Consider the following 15,188-nt stretch of genomic DNA (forward strand, 5'->3'; position numbering starts at 1 on the left):
GCGCGCCCCGGCACCATCAAACTCGCGGCCCGCCCCGCTTCACATGGCCGGGAGGAAGCGTCTCAGCCGGCGGGTGCCACGTCGATCACCAGCACCATGGCGGTGCCGCCCTGCGCGGCCATCGTCACGCGGCCGGCGGGCATGGCGGTGTCGCCGGCGGCCAGCACGTCCTCGCCCACCGCCAGGCTGCCGGCCAGGCAATGGATCGCGGTGGCCTGCAGCGGCACCGGATGGCCCGCCGCCAGGCTGCGCGCGGTCACGTTGCCGCGCCACCGCGCGCGGTCCAGCATCAGGTTGAAGGCGCGGCCTGGAATGCCGTCCAGCGTGCAGAAGGTGGGCAGGTCACCGGGGAAGCTGGCGGGCACGAAGGGACGGCAGCGAATGGCCCCGCTGCCTTCCAGCGTCAGTGTCGCGCCCTGGCCCTCGATGATGGTGAAGATGCGGTCGATGCCCTGATAGTCGGAGAAGGCGGCATCCTCCGTCAGATCGGCGGTCGCGATCAGCCAGCCGAAGCCGCACACGCCTTCCCCGTGCTGGGCGATGTTGCGGCTGATGCCGAGCCCGTTGGCCCAGGGGCGCGGCTGAAGGGAGGCGGCGCGGATGACGGTCATGGCTTCGTCCTTTGAAGGCGCGCCACGATACGCGCGGATCAGCCGGTGCGCGCCCCCAGGCTGGCGGAAATGCGCTCACCGGCCTCGATGGCGCGGGCGGTCAGGCGTTCCAGCCCGGCCTCGCCCATTTGGGCGCGGGGCATGGACAAGGCCATGGAGGCCAGCACCTTGCGCGAGAAATCGCGGATCGGCACGCCCACCGACACCACGCCCCGGAACGCCTCGTCATCGGCCACGGCATAGCCGCGCGCGCGCACCAGCCCGATCTCGTCCATCAGCTGCACCGTGTCGATCTCGCTGCCCGGGCGGCCCTGCTGATGGAAATGGATCTTCTGGAGGATCTCCTCGTCCGGCAGCTCGGCCAGCATCACCTTGCCCATGGAGGTGCGGTGCGCCGGCGCCTCGGAGCCCGGGGACATCCGGACGTTGATCGGGCCGTTGTCCTGCATGGCGCTGAGATAGACCACGCGCGACCCGCGCAGCACGCTGAGGAAGGCGTTGTATTCGCCTTCCTCCACGATCGCGCGCATCACGGGCGGCGCGCAGCTTTCGAGGCGCGCGGATTTCAGGAAGGCACGGCCGACCTCGAAGGCCTCGGCGCCCACGCGATAGCGCGCGCTGGCCTCGTCCTTTTCCAGGAAGCCCTCGGCATGCAGGGAGGTGACGAGGCGGTGCACCACGGTCGGGCTCCAGCCCAGATGGCGCGCCAGTTCCCGCACGCCGATCTCGCCCTGGAATGCCACCTGGCGCAGCACATGCAGCCCCTTGTGCAGCATCAGGCTGCCACCGCGGGATGCCTCCATCTCACCGGCGTCATTTTTCGCTTGTCGGGCCAAGCAACCTCCGACATCATAAAAATAGAAATGATGTTCCGAATATAGAAACGATTCGGACGGTCTGCAACAGCTTTCGGAGCAACCGATGCGCGTCTTCCTGTTCCACGAAGCGATCTGCCCGGAGGGCACGAGCTGGGCGCAGCGCTATGCCGAATGCGTCGAGGAAGCGGTGCTGGCGGAGGCCGAGGGCTTCGACGGCTACTCCGCGTCCGAGCAGCACTTCGCCAAGGGCGAGGCCATCATCACCGCGCCCGAGGTCATGCTGGCTTATGTGGCCGCGCGCACCAGCCGCATCCGGCTGCGCATCGCCTCGGTGAACTTCCTGCCCTTCAACCACCCGCTGCGCGTGGCCGAGCAGGTGGGCACGCTGGACATTCTGTCGGGCGGGCGGATGGAGCTGGGCGGCGCGCGCTCCAACAACCCCTACACGCTGGACGGCTTCGGCGTGGACCCGTCCCTGACGCGCGAATACCGCGACGAGCACCTGACCATCTTCGGCAAGGCGCAGAGCCAGGGCGCGGTCGAACACGACAGCCCCTATTTCCGCATCCCGCACCGGAAGATCTCGCCGTTGCAGGCGGGGCACCACAACATCCCGGTGCACCTCTCGGCCACCAGCATCGACTCGCATGAGGAAGCGGGCGCGATGGGCGTGGGCGTGATGTCGGGCCTCAGCATCCTGGGCTGGGATTACCTGCAGGACTGCGTGAACGCCTACAATCTCGGCGCCGACCGTGCCCAGCCCATCGCCGGCAGCCTGACGCGGCGCCAGGCGCTGTTCTCGGTGGGCGTGAACTGCCATGCGGACCGCGCGACGGCGCTGGCGGTGACGGAGGAAAACTCGCTGCGCTTCATCGAGGTCATCATGGACTGGATGACCCGCCTGGCGAAGCGCAGCGCCAACTACGAATACTTCGCCCAGATCGAGCGCATCCGCGCCAACATGCGCAACCTGGAAGCCCTGGTGGAGGCCGCGCCCTACATCATGGCCGGCACCCCCGACGACATCATCCGCCGCTGCCGCCGCCTGTATGAGATGGGCATCGACGACGTGCTGTGGCGCATCGACGGCATGGGTTACGAGGCCAACCGCGCCGCCATCGAGATGCTGGGCCGCCATGTGCTGCCCGAGCTGCATTCCTGGCCCGAGCACCCGAAATCCACCTTGCCGGCCCCGCCGCAGGTGCCGGGCCTCGCGGCCTGATCTTCACCCGCCATCCGGCCCCGTGGGGGGGCCGTGGCGGGCACTACCAAGAAGGCCCGGGCCAAAGCAGCCCAGGGCCGGGAGACGCTGGCTGAACCAGCCTGAGGAGTACACTCGATGTCGCTGTTCCGTGGATGGCGCCGCTGGGCCCTGGGGGCCCTTGCTTCCCTGACTTTCGCCTCCCCGGCGCTTGCCCGGGACAATTTCACCTTCGCCTGGCCGTCCGCCATCAATTCCGGCGTGGCGCCCTTCACCTTTGCGCGCCAGCTCGGCTACTTCGCCGCCGAGGACATGGACCTGCGCATCCAGGTGCTGACCGGTTCCGGCGTCATCATTCCGCAGCTGATGGCGGGGCAGATCGACGCCGCCTATGCCAGCCTGGAGCCGCTGGTGATCGCCCGCCAGCCCGGCCGGCCGAACTTCCCGCTGCGCTTCATCTACAACCTGTTCCCGCGCTCGATCTGGGAATTCGCGGTGCTGGACGGCAGCCCGATCCGCAGCGTGGCCGATCTGCGCGGCAAGACGATCGGCGTGCTCGCGCTGAGTTCGGGCAACATCTACATGACGCGCGCCATCCTGCAGGCCGCGGGCGTGCCGTGGAATGAGGTTCGCCTCCAGGCCGTGGGCACCGGCGTCTCGGCCTTCGAGGCGCTGCGCACCGGCCAGATCGACATGCTGAACCTGTTCGACACCGCGCATATCCGCATGGAGCAGGCCGGCACCGCGATCCGGCGCCTCGACATTCCGCCCGCGCTGCTGAACGCCTCCAGCCACGGCGTGTCCGTCACCCAGGCCGCCCTTCAGCGCAACCCCGGCCTGTTCGAGCGTTTCGGCCGCGCGCTGACCAAGGGCACCATCGCCTGCAACGCGAACCTTGAGGCCTGCGTGCGCTCCTACTGGGCGGCCTATCCCGCCCTGCGCCCGACCACCGGCACCGATGAGGAAAACCTGCGCCGCGAGGTGGAGGTGCTGACGCTGCGCATGCGCAACCTGCTGCCGCCGGGCAGCGGCATCACTCGCCCGCACGGCCAGTTCAGCGATGCCGACTGGACCGTGCTGATCGAGGCCCTGCGCGCCGGCGGCGAGGTGACGAACACCAACATCCCGATGGACACGCTGTACACCAACGCGCTGGTCCCCGCCTTCAACCGCTTCGACGCGGCGGCGGTGGAGGCAGAGGCCCGGGCAGCCCGATGAGCGCCGCCATCCTGCCCATGCGCCGCGACGGGGCGCAGCCCCCGCCGCAGCTCTCCATCCGGGGGCTGGGCGTCGTCTATCGCGGCCGCAAGGGTGATGTGCGCGCCCTGGGCGGGGTGGACCTGACGATCCGCGAGGGCGAGTTCGTCGCCGTTCTCGGCCCCTCGGGCTGCGGCAAGTCCACGCTGCTGCGCATCGTCTCCGGCCTCATCGCGCCCAGCGAGGGCGAGGTGATGCTGGACGGCGTGCCGGTGCGCGGGCCGCAGCCCTCCGTCGGCATCGTGTTCCAGCAGCCGACCCTGCTGCCGTGGAAGACCGTGATCGACAATGTGCTGGTGCCGATCCGCGCCCAGGGCAAGCCCACCGGCCCCATGCGCGACCGCGCGCTGGAACTGCTGCGGCTGGCCGGGCTGGAAGCTTTTTCGGAGTCCTATCCGCATGAGCTGTCGGGCGGCATGCAGCAGCGCGTGGGCATCGTGCGCGGGCTGATCCACGACCCCAAGCTGCTGCTGATGGACGAGCCGTTCTCCGCACTCGATGCCATGACGCGCGAGCGCATGGCCGGGGAACTCCAGGCGATCTGGATGGAAACCCGCAAGGCCGTGCTGTTCATCACCCACTCCATCCAGGAGGCGGTGATGCTGGCCGACCGGATCGTGGTGCTTTCCGACCGCCCCGGCCGCGTGGTCGAGGTGTTGGAGGTGGACCTGCCGCGCCCGCGCCTGGCCGATGTCGTCGCCTCCCCGCGCTTTGCCGAGATCACGGCGCATCTGCGCGCCTTCTTCCAGGTGGATGGCCCCCTGCGCGGAGCACGCCGATGAACGAGCGCCTGCTGAATTGGCTGAGCCCCGTCCTGACCTTCGCGGTCTTCCTCGGCCTGTGGCACTGGGTCGCCGCCGCCGGGATGGTGCCGGCCTATCTCATTCCCGCCCCGGCCGCCGTGGGCCGCGCCATCTTCACCGTGTATCGCGAGGGCACCATCTGGCCGCACCTGTTCGCGACCGGCACCGAGATGCTGCTGGGCTTCGCGGTGGGCAGCGCGGTGGCCATGGTCGCGGCCGCCATCGTGGCTGAGTTCCGCGCGGTGGAGCGCTGCGTCTATCCCTACATCGTCGCGCTGCAATCCATGCCCAAGGTGGCGCTGGCGCCCCTGCTGATCGTGTGGTTCGGCTTCGGCCTCGCCTCCAAGATCGTGCTGGTGGCGCTGATCTGCTTCTTCCCGGTCTTCGTGAACGTGCTGACCGGGCTGCGCGCGACCAGGCCCGACCTGATCGACCTGTACCGCGCCTTCGGTTCCTCGCGCTGGCGCATCTTTTGGGATGTGCGGCTGCCCTCGGCCGCCGGTGCCGTCTTCGCGGGGCTTCAGGTGGCCCTGGTGATGGCGCTGCTGGGTGCCGTGGTGGGCGAGTTCGTGGCGGCGCAGGAGGGGCTGGGCAGCCTGATCCAGGCTTCCTCGCTGAATTTCGAGGTGCCGGTGATGTTCGCCTGCATCCTGACGCTGGCCGCCATGGGCGCCATCGCCAACACCATCGTGCGCTTCGTCCAGCGCCGCGTCGTGTTCTGGGAGGGTGCCGGCGGACGTGGCGGCACCGTGGTGAAGGGGGAAGGCTGAATGCCGCTCGATCCGTTCGACGTCTGGGCGGACCAGACCATCAAGGTGTGGCCCGAGAATTACTGGCTGGTCGAGATCGGGCCGGGCGGCGAGGCGCTGGCCGGGCGCGCGCTGGCCATCAGCGCCGGCCGCTATGCCTGCGTCATCCGCGACCAGACCGGCTTTTCCGTCGTGGTCGACGACCCGGCGCATGAGGCGCTGCGCGGCGACCCCGCCATCCGCCAGGCCCTCGGCCCGCTGAAGGTCATCTCCACCGACAGCCCGCTGCCCTTCGACGTGGTGGGCTTCATCCGCGCGGCCCTTCAGGTGGTGAACGGCGCGGGCTTCAAGGCGGCCCCGCAATGCGGGGCGGGCGCCGACCATTTCTTCACCGGGGCCGCCGACATCGACCAGGTGCGGGCGCTGTTCGAGCGCCTGATCGCCGATGCGCGGGCAAGGCGCGCCGCGGCATGAGGATCGACGCCCACAGCCTGAGCAAATCCTCGGCCTACAAGCTGCTGACCGGGGTGGTGGTGCCGCGGCCCATCGCCTGGGTCTCCACCGTCTCTCCCATGGGCGTGACCAACATCGCGCCCTTCAGCTGCTTCACCTTCGTCTCGGCCGACCCGCCGATGCTGGGCTTCAACGCCGGTCTGCGCGACGGGCAGCGCAAGGACACCACGCGCAACATCGTGGCCGGCGGCGGCGCCATGGTGCACATCGTGGATGAGGCGCTGCTGCACCCCATGCACCGTTCCGCAGCCGATTACGGCCCCGATGAAAGCGAGATCGAGCTGCTGGGTCTGGAGACGGTGCCCGGTGAGCTGGTCGAGGCCCCGCGCCTGGTGGCCGCCCCCATCGCCATGGAATGCGTGTTCGAGCGCGCGGTCAGCTTCGGCCGTTCGGGCGCGGAGTTCGTGGTGTGCGAGGTGAAGCGCTTCCACATCGCGGACCATCTGCTGGCGGGTGACCGGGTGGATACTTCCCTGCTGCGCCCCGTCGCGCGGCTGGCCGGGCCTGTCTATTCCACCCTGGGTGAGATCATCCGCTTCGAACGCAGCGAGATCAGCTGACGTCCTCCGTGTGGCGCAGCCAGTTCAGCGCCTCCTGCCGGGACATCGGGCAGCCCAGGTAATAGCCCTGCATCGCCGGGCAGCCGAGCTCGCGCAGCATCTGCACATCCTCCTCGGTCTCCACCCCCTCGGCCACCACCTGCACGCCGAGCGAATCGCCCAGGCTGAGGATGGTGCGCAGCAGGGCCTGGTTGTCGGGCGAATCCCCGATGCCCGAGATGAAGCTGCGATCCACCTTCAGCCGGTGCGCCCGGATCTGCCGCAGCGCCGCCAGCGAGGAATAGCCCACCCCGAAATCATCGATCGCGAGCCGCACGCCGCTGCCGGCCACGCGCGACAGCTTCTCCTGCACGGCCTTCAGGTCCATCACCGCTTCCTCGGTGATCTCCAGCTCCAGCATTGAGGGCGGCAGATCCCGCTGGCGCAGGGCACGGGCCACCAGATCGTCCAGGGGGAACTGCGTGACGTCGTGCGGGGAGACGTTCATCGCCACGCAGAGATGCCCAAGACCCATGTCGCGCAGCACCGCCGCCATGTCGCAGGCCTCACGCAGCACGAAGCGCAGCAGCGTCTCGGACAGGCCGGCCGTGGCCGCGGCGGTGATGATCTCGGGCGGGGAGATCCAGCCATGCTGGGGGTGCGGCCAGCGGATCAGCGCCTCGAAGCCCGCCAGGTGGCGGCCGCCCCGGTCCATCTGCGGCTGGAACCACAGCTGCAGCGGCCCCTCGTTCATCGCGCGCAGCAGCCCGTGCTCGGCGTCACGCAGGCGCTGCAGGCGCTGGCGCAGCGCCTCGTCGAAAAGGTAGCGGCGCCCGCGCCCGCTGGCCTTGGCGGCGTCGAGCGCCGCATCGGCGGCCAGCAGCAGGCCGGTCACGTCCTCCTCCTGGCGGTGATGGATGCCGACGCTGGCGCTGACGCGCAGGTTCTCGCAGCCGGGAAACGGGCGGCCGATGGCGGCGATCAGCCGGTCGGCCAGGTGCTCCGGTGTTTCGCCCAGCCGGCGGGCATCGACCAGGATGGCGAATTCGTCGCCGCCCATCCGGCCGATGGCGGCGTGGTCGGGCAGTTCGTTGCGCAGCCGATCCGCCACCTCGCCCAGCAGGTTGTCGCCGGCGCGGTGGCCGTACATGTCGTTCACCGCCTTGAAGCCGTCGATGTCCAGCAGCAGGCACAGCGCACCGGGGGCGGCGGCGAGGCGCTGCGCGGCCTCCCGCATGAAGCCTTCGCGGTTCAGCAGGCCGGTCAGCGCGTCATGCGTCGCGCGGTGGCTCATTTCCTCGGCCACGCCGGTGGCGCGGTCATGGGCATCGCGCATGGAGCGCGCCATGCCGGTGGCCTCGTTCTGCAGGCGGCTCGCCTCGCGGAACACGCCCTGGCTCTGCAGGGTGCTGCGCAGCAGGGCCGCCAGATACAGCAGCACCGTGAAGGCCAGGAAATTATTGTCCCAGCCGCCCGCATAGATCAGGCAGCCCGCGACCGAGAGCAGGGGCGGCGTGATGAAGGCCGCGGGCACGGGCGCATAGGCCGTGCCATGCACCACGGCCCCCGCGCAGATGCCGCACACCACGATCAGGAAGAAGCTGGTCTGGGGCGAGGTATAGCCCGCGCAGAGCAGCGGCACCGCCGCCCAGACGAGGCCGGAGGCGAGCGCGAGCATCCATGCGATGCCGAAATGCCTGTCGATGCGCGCCGATGCTGCTTCCCTTGCCATCTCCGTCACGGCCTCACGCGGGTGAACGAAGGAGAGGCGGCACCACCAGATCCGCACCAGGTTGACCAGGCTGGACAGGGTGAACCAGGCGACGCCCAGCTCCGCCTGGCCATAGCGCAGCGCCATCAGCAGATTGCAGATGCCCAGGATGGCGTTGACGGGAATGGAGATCAGCACGCTGCGCCTGACGGCCGCCAGCTGGTCGGCGCGGATCAGCCGCTCCAGCAGCGTGCTGTCCGCGCCGGAGCCCTCGATGCCGCCTGTCGGCGTGCCGGGCAAGGGCTGCGGGCTGAAGCGCGACAAGACAGAAACCCCGGCTGGTGCTGGATCGCGCGATCATATTGCGCATGGCGCAGAAGTGCCTGTTCCCGGGCCTTCATCGCAAGCTTTGTATGCCTGGGCCCTTATCGCTCAAATCGAGTCGGGAATATATGTATAAAGCTGCTTAAGCATTGAAAGGAAAGGCTCCTTCCCCTTGGCGCGCGAACCGGCCACCGGATCTGCTCGCAACATTGTGTCCGAGGCGGCGACGCTGAGGCGCCTCACCCACTCGACGCGCGGGTCCCTCAGCGCCGCGATCCGGGCCGCGCCCCCGCCCGCGCGCAGCACGGCCCCCGTCAGTACCGCATCCTCAACGGCCTGTGTCGCGCCCTGGCCCAGCGTGGGCACCATGCCCTGCGCGGCATCGCCCAGCAGGATGACGCGCCCCTGCATGGTGTGGCGCAGCAACGGGCTTTCCTGCAGCCGTGCCCAATGGATCTGTTCCGGCATGGCGCGCAGCTTGGCGCACATCCAGGCGACGGCGGGGCAGGGGGCGGCATCCGCCGGCTCATACAGGGCAGGCTGGTAGCCGGGGGCGCGATAGGCCGCCGGCACCTCCGCATCCGGTGAGGGAAGCGGCACGCTGCCCGCGATATAGGCGGCGCCGCCCGGCAACGGGAAGGCCAGCAGCCGGGCATGGCCGTTGAACCACTGCCCGTATTCGTCAAAGGGGCAGTCCCGGGCATCGGGCACCAGCAGCCGCGTCAACGCCACCCCGAAGAAGCGCGGCGTGACCGTGCCGTCCGTGATTTCCCGCAGGCGGGAGTATCGGCCGTCGCAGCCGATCAGCAGGTCGAAGTCGCCGTCGTCGAACAACTCGCCGTCCGGGCCGCGGAAGATGGGGCGCAGCTTGCCGCCGGCCGCTTCCTCCAGCGCCTCGAACCGGGCGGAATGGCGCGTCAGATGCGCGACCGGCGCGCGCAGCACGCGGTACAGCTCGGACCAGCGCAGGCGGATGCCCGGTTCCTCGGCCACGCCCAGCAGGTCGATGTCGGCCAGGCGCTCACCGGCGGCGGTGTCGATGAACCAGCGCGTCCAGGGCAGGGAGGCGGCGCGGACGGCGTCATGCCGTTCCGGCAGATACAGCCGCAGGGCCTTCATGGCATTGGGCCCGACATTCAGCCCGGTGCCGGCCTCCGATTCCTCGCCGGCCGCCAGCCGGTCGAAGGCACGCACGGAAAAGCCGGGTTGCCCGGCCAGCATTTCCGCTACCAGGCTCCCGGCCACACCAGTGCCGATAATGGCAATCCGCATCGCGATCTCCGCCTAACGGCGAAGGCGAAGCAATTCCGATGCCAGTAAGGAGCGTCAGCCCCAGATGAGGTAGATCAGCACCAGCAGCACGATGGTGGCGATGATGCCCCACTTGGTCGCGGCGGTGAACGCATCCCACATGCCCGCGCGCTCGGCCATGATGTCCTGGGACTTCACCTCGATGTAGTCGTAGTGCGTCTGCTGTTCGGCCATGTGGGGAGCCCCTTCCTCGCTGCCTGCTTCCATAGGAAACCGTTGCGAGAGAGGCAAGTGGTCCTACAGCTTCCAGCCCCGCAACGCCGCTTCCGGCAGGGGCTGGGCGGGCCTGGCGCCGCCCGCCAGCGCGGCCAGCACGGCGGGATACAGGATGTGTTCCTGCGCCAGCACCCGGGCGGCAAGCGCGGCCTCGGTATCGTCCGGCAGCACGGGAACGGCGGCCTGGGCCAGGATGGGCCCCTCATCCACGCCAGGGGCCACCCAATGCACCGTGCAGCCGTGCAGGGTCACGCCTGCCTCCAGCGCGCGGGCGTGGGTATCGAGCCCCTTGAAGCTGGGCAGCAGGCTGGGATGGATGTTGATCATCCGCCCTTCCCAGGCGCGCACGAAGGGCTCGGTCAGCACGCGCAGGAAACCGGCGAGGACCACCATCTCCACGCCATGGGCTTCCAGCACCGCCTGCAGCTCGGCCTCGAATTCCTCACGCGGGCGGCGGCGGCTTTCGACCACGGCGGTCGCGACACCTTCCGCCTGCGCCGTCTCCAGCCCCTTGGCGTCCGCCTTGTTGGACAGCACCAGCACCGGGCGCGCCGGATAGTCCGGGTCGCGCGCGGCGGCCAGGATCGCGGCCATGTTGCTGCCGCGACCGGAAATGAGCAGCGCCGTCCTCACAGCCCGATGGCGCCGTCCATGACGACTTCCGCCTCGCCGTTGCCGGGCAGCAGGCGGCCGATGCGATAGGCCGTCTCACCCGCGCCGGCCAGCAGCGCGATCGCGGCCTCGGCCTCGGCCGCGGACACCACGACCACCATGCCGACGCCGCAGTTGAACACGCGCAGCATCTCGGCCTCGGCCACGCCGCCGGCCTTGGACAGCCAGGAGAACACGGGCGGGATGGGCCAGGAACCGCCCTTCACCTCGGCCGCCACCCCTTCGGGCAGCACGCGGGGCAGGTTGCCGGGCAGGCCGCCGCCGGTGATGTGGGCGGCCGCCTTCAGCAGCCCGGCCTTATGCAGGGCCAGCAGAGGCTTCACGTAGATGCGGGTGGGCACCAGCAGCGCCTCGCCCAGCGTCTTGCCTTCTTCCCAGGGGCAGGGGTCGGTCAGGGTCTTGCCCGCGACCTCAAGCACCTTGCGCACCAGGGAGAAGCCGTTGGAATGCACGCCCGAGGCCGCAAGCCCCAGCAGCACGTCGCCCGGCCCCACATCGGGCTTCGGCAGCAGGTTGGCACGTTCGGCCGCACCCACCGAGAAGCCGGCGAGGTCATAGTCGCCCTTGTGGTACATGCCCGGCATCTCGGCGGTCTCGCCGCCCACCAGGGCGCAGCCCGCGATGTGGCAGCCCTCGGCGATGCCGGCCACCACGTCCCGCGCCTGGGCCACGTCCAGCGCGCCGGTCGCGAAATAGTCCAGGAAGAACAGCGGTTCCGCGCCCTGCACCACCAGGTCGTTCACGCACATGGCCACCAGGTCGATGCCCACGGTGTCGTGCTTGCCGGCATCGATCGCCAGGCGCAGCTTGGTGCCGACGCCATCGGTGGAGGACACCAGCACCGGGTCGGAGAAGCCGGCCGCCTTCAGATCGAACAAAGCGCCGAATCCGCCGAGGCCACCCATAACCCCGCTGCGGTTCGTGCGTTTGGCATGGGGCTTGATCGCCTCGACCAGGGCATCACCGGCATCGATGTCCACGCCGGCGGCGGCGTATGTCAGGCCCCCGCCTGACAGATTGTCGCTTGAACTGGTCAGGGCTGCCTCCAATACGGTAAGGGCAAATAATTGGTTCAGGGGATCCCGATGGCGCCTTTTAATCGCCTCGCGCGGCGCGCGATACCTTTCTTGGCGCTGGCGGGGGCGTTGTCCACCGCATGGCTCGTGCCCGCCCTCGCGCAGGACAGCCCGTTGCGGCAGACCGGCATCGTGGTCGAGGCCACCGCAGCCGACGCCGTCCAGGCGCGTGAGCGCGCGATGGTGCAGGCCCGGCGCACCGCCTATCAGCGCATGCAGGCCGCGACAGGCGGCTCCGGCGACGGCGCCTCCGATTCGCAGATCGAATCCATGGTCGCCTCCACCATCATCGAGCAGGAGCGCATCAGCCCCACCCGCTATGTCGGGCGGGTGACGGTGGTGTTCCGCGGCGGCGGCGGCGGGGGTGGCGGCGGTGTCGCCGCCGTGCCCAACCCGATGGCCGGCCAGCCCGCCAGCAGCTTCCTGGAGGCCACGGCCGGATTCTCCAGCATGCGCGAATGGCTGGAGCTGCGGCGCCGGCTGGTGCAGGCCCCGCCTGTCGCCAATGTGGACATCCTGGGCCTGACGGTGGACAGCGCGCGCCTGCGCCTGGGCCTGCGCACCCCGGGGCCCGAGGCCGCGGCCGCGCTGCAGGCCGCCGGCGTCACGCTCATCCCCGGCACCATGCCTGGTGAGGCCTGGCGGGTGGGCCTCGGCGGGGGCTGATGAGCCTCTCCCTGCCGCCTCCCGCCCCCGGGCGGGGCCGCCCGCTCTCACCCGGGCCCAACCACGCGACACCCCGGCAGCGGCGAAACCTGGTGCTGGGGCTGCTGGCGGCCGCGATATTCTGCCTGTGGCTGTTCTCGGGCATCCTGACGCCCTTCGTGCTGGCCATCTGCATCGCCTATTTCCTGGACCCGCTGGCGACACGCCTGGCGGGGCTGGGGGCGCCGCGCACCCTGTCTGCCGCGGGGCTGGTCGTGTTGCTGATGCTGTCGGCGCTGCTGATCGTGCTGCTGGTCTATCCGCTGCTGCTGGCCCAGATCGGCACCCTGCTGACGCGCCTGCCCGCCTATGCCGCCAGCATCGGCCAGCAGGTGCGAGACCTGCTGGTGCGCCTGGAAGACGCCGCCGGCCCGGAGATGCTGGACGCCCGCCTCAGGGAACTCGTCGTCTCCCAGGCCGGGCAGATGGTCAGCTTCCTGGGCACCGCCGCCACGCGGCTGATCGGGCAGGGCCTCGCGCTGTTCAGCGTGTTCACCTACGTCGTCGTCACGCCCATCGTCGCCTTCTATCTGCTGCGCGACTGGCCCGGCATCATGCTGCGCATCGAGGCCTGGCTGCCCCGCCGCAGCGCCCCCACCCTGCGGCAACTGGCCAAGGAGACCGACCGCGTGCTGGGCGGCTGGTTCCGGGGGCAGCTGATCTGCTGCGTGTTCCTCATGGTGTTCTATGCCGTGGGCCTTTCCGCCGTCGGGCTGGAACTGGCGCTGATGGTGGGGCTGTTCGCGGGGGTGCTGTCCTTCATCCCCTATGTCGGCACCTTTACCGGCTTCGTCACCAGCATCGTGCTCGCCTCCGCCCAATGGGGCAGCTGGTCAGGCATCTGGCCGGTGATGGTGGTGTTCCTGGCCGGGCACATCATCGAAGGCTACATCATCTACCCCCGCCTGCTGGGCGACCGGGTGGAACTGCACGCCGTCTGGGTCATCTTCGCGCTGTTCGCGGGCGGCGTGGCCCTGGGCTTCCTGGGCGTGCTGCTCGCCGTGCCCATCGCGGCAGCCCTAGGCGTGCTCGCCCGCTTCTGGATGCGCCGCTACCTGGAAAGCCCGCTCTACCTGGACCCGCCGCGGTAAGGGCGCACGCCGGGGTTTCACCCCCGGACCCCCGACCAGGGCTTTGCCCCTGGACCCCACCAAAGGCCGTAAGGCCTTTGGTGGGGTCCAGGGGCCACAGGCTCCTGGCGGGGGTGCCGGGGGCAGCGCCCCTGGCTGGGGGTTCGGGGGTGAAACCCCCGGCGTGCCCCCTCACCCCGGCCAGCGCAGATGGGCCAGCTTGTCCGGGTTGCGCATGATGTGGATGCCGATGATGCGGCCTTCGATGATGTCCAGCGCGGTGGTCTGGATGCCGCCATCGGCCGCGATGGAGACGAAGCCTGGCATGCCGTTCACCGGGTGGAACTGCACGGATTGCGGGGGCGACTTGGCGGCGAGTGCCAGGAGGAAGCGCTCCACCTTATCCTGGCCGATGATGGGGTTCAGGGCGGCCGCGCGCTTGCCTCCGCCGTCGCTCATCAGCACCACGTCGCGCGCCAGAAGTCTGGACAGGGCGGAGGCATCCCCGCTGGCCGAGGCGGCGGCGAAGGCACGGGCCAGGCGCTCGCCTTCCTCGGGCGGGATGCGGTAGCGGGGGCGGGCCTCGCGCAGGTGCTCGCGGGCGCGGGCGGCCAGTTGCCGGCACGCGGCCGGCGTGCGGGAGATGGCGGCGGCCACTTCCTCGAACTCCGCGCCGAACACGTCATGCAGCAGGAAGGCCGCGCGTTCGAGCGGGGACAGCCGTTCCAGCGCCAGCATCAGCGTGGTGGAGAGGTCGAGTGCGGCGTCTTCCTCGTATTCCGTGGGTTCCAGCACCGGTTCCGGCAGCCAGGGGCCGATATAGGTCTCGCGCCGGTGGCGGGCGGATTTCAGCGCGTCCAGCGACAGCCGCGTGACGGTGCGGGAGAGCCAGGCGCCGGGGTTGTCCACCGTCTCGGGCCCCGCGCGTTGCAGGCGCAGCCAGGCGTCCTGCACGATGTCCTCGGCATCCGCCGCCGAGCCCAGCATGCGATAGGCGATGCCCTTCAGCCGGCGCCGGTGCCGCTGGAACTCGAAGAGCGTCTGATCCGCTCGCGTAGGCTCGCTGCTCATCCGCTCGCTTCCTCTGTGCGGGCATCTTTACCTAGCCCGCCGTACCGGCGGGCCAGGCGATGCACTTTCGGGTCCATCAGGCGGCGGCCTTTTCCGGCATGGCGTGCAGGAAGCGGCCGGCGATGGCCAGCCTGTTCCAGGCATTGATGGCCATGATGGCGAAGGTGAGCGTCACGGCCTCCTCCTGGCTGAACTGGGCCAGCACTTCCTCATAGACCGCATCGGGGGCGTGGGTGGTGGAAACCAGGGTCAGCGCCTCGGTCCAGGCCAGGGCCGCGCGTTCGCGGGCATCGAACAGGGGCGATTCGCGCCAGGCGTTCAGCAGGTACAGGCGCTGTTCGGTTTCACCGGCGGCGCGGGCGTCGCGCGCGTGCATGTCCAGGCAGAAGGCGCAGCCGTTGATCTGGGAGGCGCGCATCTTCACCAGTTCGAGCAGGATCTTGCCCAGCCCGGCGCGCTGGATCTGCATCTCCAGGCCGAGCATCGCCTTATACAGGGCGGGGGCCACGGCGGGGGCGTCGAAACGAGGGGTCATGGAAGT

General features: G+C 69.8%; 17 protein-coding genes. 8 read left to right on the top strand and 9 right to left on the bottom strand.

Going from position 1 to position 15,188, the window contains the following annotated elements; translation table 11 throughout:
* Nucleotides 1–62: 62 nt before the first annotated feature.
* Nucleotides 63–611 (bottom strand): HutD/Ves family protein, encoded by a 549-nt coding sequence (locus EOD42_RS10100; RefSeq protein ID WP_127787405.1) that lies wholly within the window; start codon nucleotides 609–611, stop codon nucleotides 63–65.
* A gap of 38 nt (nucleotides 612–649) precedes the next feature.
* A complete protein-coding gene (locus EOD42_RS10105) occupies nucleotides 650–1,414 on the bottom strand; it encodes an IclR family transcriptional regulator (RefSeq protein ID WP_127787406.1) in 765 nt (254 codons plus the stop codon).
* Between the two features lie 118 nt (nucleotides 1,415–1,532).
* Here EOD42_RS10105 and EOD42_RS10110 point away from each other — a divergent pair, with 118 nt between their 5' ends.
* From EOD42_RS10110 to EOD42_RS10135, 6 genes are all read left to right on the top strand, one after another.
* Complete coding sequence (locus EOD42_RS10110) at nucleotides 1,533–2,651, top strand: LLM class flavin-dependent oxidoreductase (RefSeq protein WP_127787407.1); 1,119 nt, start codon at nucleotides 1,533–1,535, stop codon at nucleotides 2,649–2,651.
* 117 nt (nucleotides 2,652–2,768) lie between these two features.
* Nucleotides 2,769–3,848 (top strand): ABC transporter substrate-binding protein, encoded by a 1,080-nt coding sequence (locus tag EOD42_RS10115; protein ID WP_127787408.1) that lies wholly within the window; start codon nucleotides 2,769–2,771, stop codon nucleotides 3,846–3,848.
* Complete coding sequence (locus EOD42_RS10120) at nucleotides 3,845–4,669, top strand: ABC transporter ATP-binding protein (RefSeq protein ID WP_206020313.1); 825 nt, start codon at nucleotides 3,845–3,847, stop codon at nucleotides 4,667–4,669. Before EOD42_RS10115 ends, EOD42_RS10120 begins: the two co-directional genes overlap by 4 nt.
* On the top strand, nucleotides 4,666–5,460 hold the full coding sequence (locus tag EOD42_RS10125; protein ID WP_127787409.1) for an ABC transporter permease: 795 nt from the start codon (nucleotides 4,666–4,668) through the stop codon (nucleotides 5,458–5,460). Before EOD42_RS10120 ends, EOD42_RS10125 begins: the two co-directional genes overlap by 4 nt.
* Nucleotides 5,461–5,913, top strand: coding sequence for a hypothetical protein (locus EOD42_RS10130; protein ID WP_127787410.1), 453 nt, complete (start codon nucleotides 5,461–5,463; stop codon nucleotides 5,911–5,913).
* Nucleotides 5,910–6,512 (top strand): flavin reductase family protein, encoded by a 603-nt coding sequence (locus EOD42_RS10135; RefSeq protein ID WP_127787411.1) that lies wholly within the window; start codon nucleotides 5,910–5,912, stop codon nucleotides 6,510–6,512. The genes EOD42_RS10130 and EOD42_RS10135 overlap by 4 nt, the downstream gene beginning before the upstream one ends.
* Here the strand turns inward: EOD42_RS10135 and EOD42_RS10140 are convergent.
* The 5 genes from EOD42_RS10140 to purM form a co-directional block, all read right to left on the bottom strand.
* The gene (locus tag EOD42_RS10140) at nucleotides 6,505–8,526 is read right to left on the bottom strand and encodes a putative bifunctional diguanylate cyclase/phosphodiesterase (protein ID WP_206020314.1); all 2,022 of its coding nucleotides are present in this window, start codon (nucleotides 8,524–8,526) and stop codon (nucleotides 6,505–6,507) included. The two genes, EOD42_RS10135 and EOD42_RS10140, sit on opposite strands and share 8 nt — an antisense overlap.
* Before the next feature lie 108 nt (nucleotides 8,527–8,634).
* The gene (locus EOD42_RS10145) at nucleotides 8,635–9,798 is read right to left on the bottom strand and encodes an FAD-dependent monooxygenase (protein ID WP_127787412.1); all 1,164 of its coding nucleotides are present in this window, start codon (nucleotides 9,796–9,798) and stop codon (nucleotides 8,635–8,637) included.
* Between the two features lie 54 nt (nucleotides 9,799–9,852).
* On the bottom strand, nucleotides 9,853–10,011 hold the full coding sequence (locus EOD42_RS10150; RefSeq protein WP_127787413.1) for a preprotein translocase subunit SecE: 159 nt from the start codon (nucleotides 10,009–10,011) through the stop codon (nucleotides 9,853–9,855).
* Nucleotides 10,012–10,074: 63 nt separating this feature from the next.
* Nucleotides 10,075–10,686: a phosphoribosylglycinamide formyltransferase gene (gene purN / locus EOD42_RS10155; protein WP_276318138.1), complete on the bottom strand. Its 612-nt coding sequence runs from the start codon at nucleotides 10,684–10,686 to the stop codon at nucleotides 10,075–10,077.
* The gene (gene purM, locus EOD42_RS10160; RefSeq protein ID WP_408902156.1) at nucleotides 10,683–11,762 is read right to left on the bottom strand and encodes a phosphoribosylformylglycinamidine cyclo-ligase; all 1,080 of its coding nucleotides are present in this window, start codon (nucleotides 11,760–11,762) and stop codon (nucleotides 10,683–10,685) included. Before purM ends, purN begins: the two co-directional genes overlap by 4 nt.
* Nucleotides 11,763–11,870: 108 nt before the next feature.
* Here purM and EOD42_RS10165 point away from each other — a divergent pair, with 108 nt between their 5' ends.
* Nucleotides 11,871–12,467: a hypothetical protein gene (locus tag EOD42_RS10165; protein WP_127787414.1), complete on the top strand. Its 597-nt coding sequence runs from the start codon at nucleotides 11,871–11,873 to the stop codon at nucleotides 12,465–12,467.
* Entirely contained in the window at nucleotides 12,467–13,597 is a 1,131-nt protein-coding gene (locus EOD42_RS10170; RefSeq protein ID WP_127787415.1) for an AI-2E family transporter, read from the top strand. Before EOD42_RS10165 ends, EOD42_RS10170 begins: the two co-directional genes overlap by 1 nt.
* A gap of 171 nt (nucleotides 13,598–13,768) precedes the next feature.
* Here the strand turns inward: EOD42_RS10170 and EOD42_RS10175 are convergent, their stop codons facing one another.
* A complete protein-coding gene (locus tag EOD42_RS10175) occupies nucleotides 13,769–14,647 on the bottom strand; it encodes a sigma-70 family RNA polymerase sigma factor (RefSeq protein ID WP_127787416.1) in 879 nt (292 codons plus the stop codon).
* A 76-nt stretch (nucleotides 14,648–14,723) separates the two neighbouring features.
* Nucleotides 14,724–15,182, bottom strand: coding sequence for a carboxymuconolactone decarboxylase family protein (locus EOD42_RS10180; protein ID WP_127787417.1), 459 nt, complete (start codon nucleotides 15,180–15,182; stop codon nucleotides 14,724–14,726).
* Between the last annotated feature and the right edge of the window lie 6 nt (nucleotides 15,183–15,188).

Source organism: Rhodovarius crocodyli (assembly GCF_004005855.1).
Lineage (GTDB): Bacteria > Pseudomonadota > Alphaproteobacteria > Acetobacterales > Acetobacteraceae > Rhodovarius > Rhodovarius crocodyli.

Bases quoted from the DNA above. Each gene is read 5' to 3' on its own strand.
- EOD42_RS10125 (WP_127787409.1), top strand. From the start codon at position 4,666: ATGAACGAGCGCCTGCTGAATTGGCTGAGCCCCGTCCTGACCTTCGCG.
- EOD42_RS10100 (WP_127787405.1), bottom strand. From the start codon at position 611: ATGACCGTCATCCGCGCCGCCTCCCTTCAGCCGCGCCCCTGGGCCAAC.
- EOD42_RS10120 (WP_206020313.1), top strand. From the start codon at position 3,845: ATGAGCGCCGCCATCCTGCCCATGCGCCGCGACGGGGCGCAGCCCCCG.
- EOD42_RS10110 (WP_127787407.1), top strand. From the start codon at position 1,533: ATGCGCGTCTTCCTGTTCCACGAAGCGATCTGCCCGGAGGGCACGAGC.
- EOD42_RS10135 (WP_127787411.1), top strand. From the start codon at position 5,910: ATGAGGATCGACGCCCACAGCCTGAGCAAATCCTCGGCCTACAAGCTG.
- EOD42_RS10105 (WP_127787406.1), bottom strand. From the start codon at position 1,414: ATGGAGGCATCCCGCGGTGGCAGCCTGATGCTGCACAAGGGGCTGCAT.
- EOD42_RS10170 (WP_127787415.1), top strand. From the start codon at position 12,467: ATGAGCCTCTCCCTGCCGCCTCCCGCCCCCGGGCGGGGCCGCCCGCTC.
- EOD42_RS10175 (WP_127787416.1), bottom strand. From the start codon at position 14,647: ATGAGCAGCGAGCCTACGCGAGCGGATCAGACGCTCTTCGAGTTCCAG.
- EOD42_RS10115 (WP_127787408.1), top strand. From the start codon at position 2,769: ATGTCGCTGTTCCGTGGATGGCGCCGCTGGGCCCTGGGGGCCCTTGCT.
- EOD42_RS10145 (WP_127787412.1), bottom strand. From the start codon at position 9,798: ATGCGGATTGCCATTATCGGCACTGGTGTGGCCGGGAGCCTGGTAGCG.
- EOD42_RS10150 (WP_127787413.1), bottom strand. From the start codon at position 10,011: ATGGCCGAACAGCAGACGCACTACGACTACATCGAGGTGAAGTCCCAG.
- EOD42_RS10130 (WP_127787410.1), top strand. From the start codon at position 5,461: ATGCCGCTCGATCCGTTCGACGTCTGGGCGGACCAGACCATCAAGGTG.
- EOD42_RS10180 (WP_127787417.1), bottom strand. From the start codon at position 15,182: ATGACCCCTCGTTTCGACGCCCCCGCCGTGGCCCCCGCCCTGTATAAG.